Origin of the sequence: Flavobacterium sp., from assembly GCF_044368625.1 — a bacterium.
Taxonomy (GTDB): Bacteria; Bacteroidota; Bacteroidia; order Flavobacteriales; family Flavobacteriaceae; genus Flavobacterium.
On sequence record NZ_JBIPPD010000244.1, the window covers coordinates 1 to 4,394 of the forward strand.

Genomic DNA, 4,394 nt, shown 5'->3' on the forward strand with positions numbered 1-4,394 from the left:
TTTAAAATGCGCAATACAATTGGCTTCACTACTAAATTCGACTCCAAAACTAAAAATATTCATACCCAATAATTTATCTATCAAACAAATATACAAAAATATGAGCAATTACGGATATACATTAAAAATAAACACAAAAATACTATTTTGTGCATGGTTGCCTTGTTTGTTAAATATTAGTCGACATTATCAGAAGCTTTTTGAGCATCAAACCTCCCATTATTCATCCGACTTTCATTCATGAAAGTCCACGCCAAAATCCGACTTGTCTTTTGTCCTTGTTTCATTTCAATCACTTTGATGTCGATTGGATTTATTTTCTTAAATACTTTCATCAAACTTTTCAAATGTTCATTTTTAGAAACCAGAGTCGTAAACCACATCACTTGTTGTTGGTATTTGGCACTTTCAAAAATCATTTGTGTAATGAACTTTACTTCGCCGCCATCGCACCACAATTCGTCCGAAATGCCTCCAAAATTAGGTGTTTTTGTAGTTTGGTCTTTTTGTAAATCCAAATTATTCAATTTTCGGAAAGTTGCCTTCTTTGCTTCTTCTTCCGAAGCATGAAACGGCGGATTACACATCGTAAAATGAAATTTATCTTCGGGTTCGATAATATCTTTGAAAATAAATCTCGAATTCAATTGTTGTTGCAAACTAATTTTTTCGCCCAAAGCGGGATTTTCTTGAAGAATAGCTGAACAGTTTTTTAACGCTTTCAAATTGGTATCCGTGGCAACAAAATCCCAATCGTAAACGCTGGCGCCAATTAGTGGATAAATGCAGTTGGCACCCACACCAATGTCCAAACCTTTGACAAAGCTACCTCTTGGAATTACTGATTTATTTCCTTGAATTAAATCAGCAATATAATGGATGTAATCGGCCCGACCGGGAATCGGAGGACAAAGAAATCCGTTGGGAATTTCCCAATTTTGAACATTATAATAGGTCATTAAAAGCGACTTGTTCAAACATTTAACCGCTTTTGGATTGTCAAAATCAATGGTCAAATGATCCGTATCTTTCACTTTTTGGACAAAAGTTTTCAGTTTGGGATTGGAGTGCATTAAAATTTCAAAATCGTAGCGTGAACGGTGAAGATTTCGAGGATGCAAATTATTTTTTTCGGTTGGATTCATGTTTTGAGGCATTGATAGTTATTAATTGAATTCAAGATTTCATTTTAAATCCAAATTAATATTTTCTATTAATTATTTTTTGAACGTTGTGTTTAAAATACATCATTTTTTCTAAGGTAGAATCCAAATGCTCTACTGTCCTTTTTAAAATATTCTTTGGCATTCTCAGTAAGTTTAGTGTTATGTGCGATAACAAAATGTTCAACAACATCCCTTCCCTTTAATTTAATTATATTTATGCCTTTTGCTTCCCCTAACGATGTTTTAGTTTTAATTGGATTTGTCATATTCTTAGTGTCATATACTATACATTTTCCGTTTTTTGATAAAATAGCTACATCGATATCATTTTTTTCAAAGTGTATGAATTTGAGAGCTTCCATTCTTACCCCATGTTTTATATAAATTTTTGATTTGGAAGTTGGGGCAAACAAAGAAATTTTAAATTTAGCTAGATTTCCATTTTCGTAACCAAGAAATAAAAAACCATCTTGAAAGTCTTTTATTTCTGTTTGATATATAATTTTTGAATTTATTGGAATGTTAATATCAGTAAAAAAAACATCCCCATTTTCAATCACATAAAAATTATTAGAATAGCTGAATAAATCGGCACTCTTCCGGGTTTCAGCCATTTCATCCTGCAATTTATCTATGAATGATTTATGTTTATAGTTTTTCTTTGGATTTACAATTTTTTTGCTCAAAATATTTTTTGGTTCTCCTTTTTCTTCTTTCTCTAATGATTTTTTAATTGTCTCAAATTTTTCCACTTCCACAACATCAACTAAAGTTTCTTGTAATTTTGGAACAAATAGATTTACTTCGTCAACCTTTGTATTTTTAATTATGAAATTAATCATTTTTTCTACTTCAATGCTTCGATTTTTTTTGTAAGCGGAATATAAAATTCTATATACTTTCCAGCCAACTCTTTCCAAAAATTCTTGTCTTTCAATGTCATAAGCAACATCTATAGGTAAAGAATGGAAAGGATCTCCATCGCATTCAATCGCTACTCTTTTCCCATTATTATGAACTACTAAATCAAGTTTGAAGTTGACATAATGCTCTTGACCAGTTCTTGGATTATGATATTTTTCAGATGCTTTAACCACATATTGTGGTTCAATATAACTAAATCCTTTTTTGATTAATTCACTTGCAATATCGTATTCAAACCAACTATCAAATTTTTTTCCTATCATGTAGCCATCAAACTGTGCAATATTATATTGATTTCTTTCAGCGTTGTTTTGCTCTAAAACTAATGGTTTAATATCAATAAATTTATCGTTGAAAAAATTTAATATATTTAATCTAAAATCATTATCCTTTAAATCGTTAATTGTTAATGAATGAAATAAAATCATTTGTTCTTTAGCTCTACTTAAAGCAACATTAATTTTCTTTTTTTCATCTTGAGCATCAACTATGGCATATGGCTTGGCGTTTTCATTTTTATTTAGTTTTTGATAATCCAATGCAACTCCCAAAGAAACAAGCATTACATCTCTTTCATCGCCTTGAAATTTTGAAGGTTCCTCAATAATTAATTTATGAAAATCTAATTTTCCTCTTGAAAATTCATCTAATAACTTTATTTTTATCTCTTTTAACTTTAAAGTATGCTTTGCAAGTCCTAAACTTACAACACCAATAGTTTTATTTTTATATTCTGGGTTTACTAAAATCTTTTTCAAATAATTATAAATACTAGTTATTTCATTTAAAACTACCTGATTTTCAATAAATGAATTTTCGACATACATACAAATTTTTGGGTTTAATCTATGTCCATTTATTTGCTTTAAAGCACGAAGATTATTGTTGTAAAAATGCTTTTTTGAAAATTCAATTAATTCAGGAACGCATCTAAAATGCTCATTTAATTGTAAGTCTGAATCTCCAGCTACTAATCTTGACAAATCAAAAAGACTTGTATCACTTCTAATTTGTATTAAATCTTCTCCTAAATAGTCTAAATAAATTCTTTTTTTATTGTTAAATGAGCTGTCTTTAATCATAGAGGTATTGGGCGAAGTTTGTTTGTCATCACCAACAACAATCATGCTTTTAGCGTAATAACCTAATAATAAACTATTAAAGTCTAACTGACTTGCTTCATCAACAATAATACAATCAAATATTTCAGGTTCTTGCCCAACAGAATTTAATACATCGTTGAATTTCATAATCCAACAAGATAAATTTTTACTTATTTCAATACTTTTTTTTCTTACAGAAATTTGAAATTTTGCATTGTCTTTTATTCCTTTTTTTAAACTATTGTTATAGTCTAAATTATAACTTTTTAATAAATTAATAAAATCTTGTTTTTCTTCGTCACTAAAATTACTTCTGAAATTATCTTTTGCTAAATCAAATAATATTTCACATTTAGTCTCGTATATTTTTTCATTAATGATTGAAATTTCTTCTTTTGTTTTTTGAATATCAATAAATTCATTTTTTATTAAATAATAATTTGCGTTAGCAAATTCAAAATTTTCTTTAGTAATAAATTCAAATGAAATTTCATTAATTTTTTCAAATGTTAAAGGTAGGACTACTCTTAAATAGTCTTTTGATTCAATAAAAAGTTTTTCTAAAGTATCTTTATCAGCAATTTTATGAATCGGCAATAGATTATTAAAGTCTTTTTTGATTTTTGAATTTTCAAGAATCAAACTTATTTCAGCTAAAGAATATTCCAAATTTTTAAATTGAAGCTCAAATTTTTTCAATTTATCGAAATCATCTTTACATTCAATTGCTTTTTCGGTTAGTTCTTCTATCTCAAACTTATCAATATTTACGAATTTCGAAAATTCTATAATATTAATTTCAGATTGAATTTTTTTAACAATTTCATTATTTCGTTCTACTTTTGAAATGGTTTCTTTTAAAATTTCTAATTTTGATTCAATGTCAGCTTTATCATCATATTCAAGTGTATAGCCACTGGTCTTTAATAAATTGAAATTTTTATTTATTAAACAAATAGTCTCAATGAATTTCTTGAGTTTTGTAATGCTTTGTTTTGTATTTGTTTTTATTCCATTAATTGTTATGTCCTCTAAATAAGAAACTTTCTTAAATTTAGATTCTAATCGTTTAAAAAAACCAACTTTCTCATCGCTAATAAATGAAAGGTAAGTTTGAATATCTAAAAGATATTTTGTTTCATTATTAATAATGTCCGAAAATGTTACATTTGTTGTAATATTTTCTATTTTAGAAATTTGC

At 27.4% G+C, this 4,394-nt stretch carries 2 protein-coding genes; both read right to left on the bottom strand.

Annotation, left to right across the window (positions count from 1 at the left end; genetic code table 11):
- Positions 1-176 precede the first annotated feature (176 nt).
- Positions 177-1,145: a 23S rRNA (adenine(1618)-N(6))-methyltransferase RlmF gene (gene rlmF, locus ACIQ2X_RS14115; RefSeq protein WP_396179582.1), complete on the bottom strand. Its 969-nt coding sequence runs from the start codon at positions 1,143-1,145 to the stop codon at positions 177-179.
- Between the two features lie 92 nt (positions 1,146-1,237).
- On the bottom strand, positions 1,238-4,394 hold a 3,157-nt coding region (locus ACIQ2X_RS14120), incomplete at its 5' end, for an AAA domain-containing protein (protein WP_396179583.1).

Coding starts and splice junctions, on each gene's coding strand:
- rlmF (WP_396179582.1), bottom strand. CDS start 1,145: ATGAATCCAACCGAAAAAAATAATTTGCATCCTCGAAATCTTCACCGT.